The sequence below is a fragment of the Bacteroides sp. 2201st1_D9_2201SCRN_220225 genome (assembly GCF_040928965.1).
Lineage (GTDB): Bacteria > Bacteroidota > Bacteroidia > Bacteroidales > Bacteroidaceae > Bacteroides > Bacteroides stercoris.
Genome location: NZ_JBCODG010000171.1, coordinates 1 through 1,316, shown reverse-complemented (window position 1 = coordinate 1,316; position 1,316 = coordinate 1). Strand labels below are relative to the sequence as shown.

Annotated in this window: 1 protein-coding gene; it reads left to right on the top strand. The window is 41.6% G+C overall.

Going from position 1 to position 1,316, the window contains the following annotated elements:
* Positions 1 to 86: 86 nt before the first annotated feature.
* Positions 87 to 1,148: an IS5-like element IS1169 family transposase gene (locus AB5903_RS22465; RefSeq protein ID WP_005794453.1), complete on the top strand. Its 1,062-nt coding sequence runs from the start codon at positions 87 to 89 to the stop codon at positions 1,146 to 1,148.
* The last annotated feature ends 168 nt before the right edge of the window (positions 1,149 to 1,316 follow it).

The following is a 1,316-nucleotide window of genomic DNA, read 5'->3' as shown; positions in this document are numbered from 1 at the left end:
AGAGGAGTTCTATAAATTAAAATATTGTAGTACAGTTGTTTATATGGTTCCAAGAGCGTAAATTTGCAGAAAATAAGAATTTTATAATGAACAAGTTATCCCGATACCGTAAGCTTCGTTATAATCAACTATTTGAGTCAGAGAATCGTGAATTGCGTTTGAATGAAATGGGCAATCCTCTTGAAGTGTTGTCTCAGTATGTTGATTTTGAGATCTTTCGTCCTACTCTTGAATCAGCCCTTTTTACCGGAGAGCGCAAAAGTAATGCCGGTCGTCCGCCGATAGACTGTGTGCTGATGTTCAAGGTCTTGTTTCTTCAGCGTTATTATGGTTTGAGTGACCATCAGATAGAGTATCAGATAGTTGACCGTACGAGTTTCCGCAAGTTTCTTGGTATTGAATGTGTTGACGATGTTCCTGACGAGAAGACGGTGTGGAAGTATCGCGAACTCCTGACAAATACAGGCGTTTATGACAAGCTTTTTTCGGAATTTCATAGTTTCATGGAAAGTAAGGGTCTGCAATTCAATGAGGGTCGCATCATTGATGCCAGTTTTGTTATTGCCCCTCGCCAACGTAACACCCGTGATGAAAATGAGCAGATAAAACAGGGAGCGGGTGATAAGTTGTGGAATGACAATCCCCACAAGAAGTGCCACAAGGATGTAGATGCCCGCTGGACAAAGAAGCGTGATGAGACTTTTTACGGCTACAAGCAGCATACTAAAGTTGAGAAACGCAATAAGATCATACTTTCTTATGATACCACGTCGGCAGAAGTGCATGATTCCAAAGGCTTTGAAGGACTGCTGGATGAAAAAGACGAAGGCAAGGACTTGTATTTGGACGCCGGTTATGTCGGACAAGAGGAGATTGTAAAACAGCATAAGATGAATCCGATAATTTGCGAAAAGGGCTACCGTAACCGTCCGCTTACCAAGGAGCAGAAATCAGACAATAGGAAAAAATCCAAGACACGTTGCCTTGTCGAGCATGTATTCGGGTTTGAGGAACAAACCATGCGTGGACTTGTGGTGCGTACAGTAGGGCTTATTCGTGCTAAAGCCAATGTAGCACTCACCAGTCTTGTGTATAACATCAGTCGTTACACGCAAATAATCAGGCTGAAACCTGAGTTGTTGGGGTGAATTATGCCTGCACATCCAATTTTTACAACAGACACAAGTTAATTATTGTAAAAATTGGGGGGGGTAGAAAATATTCGCTAAATTTGAAAGACTAAAGCTCACAAATTGGGCAGTTAAAGAGTTCTGCTGTCTGATACAAGAGGATAAATTGAATTGATAGAACTCACC

Bases quoted from the DNA above. Each gene is read 5' to 3' on its own strand.
- AB5903_RS22465 (WP_005794453.1), top strand. From the start codon at position 87: ATGAACAAGTTATCCCGATACCGTAAGCTTCGTTATAATCAACTATTT.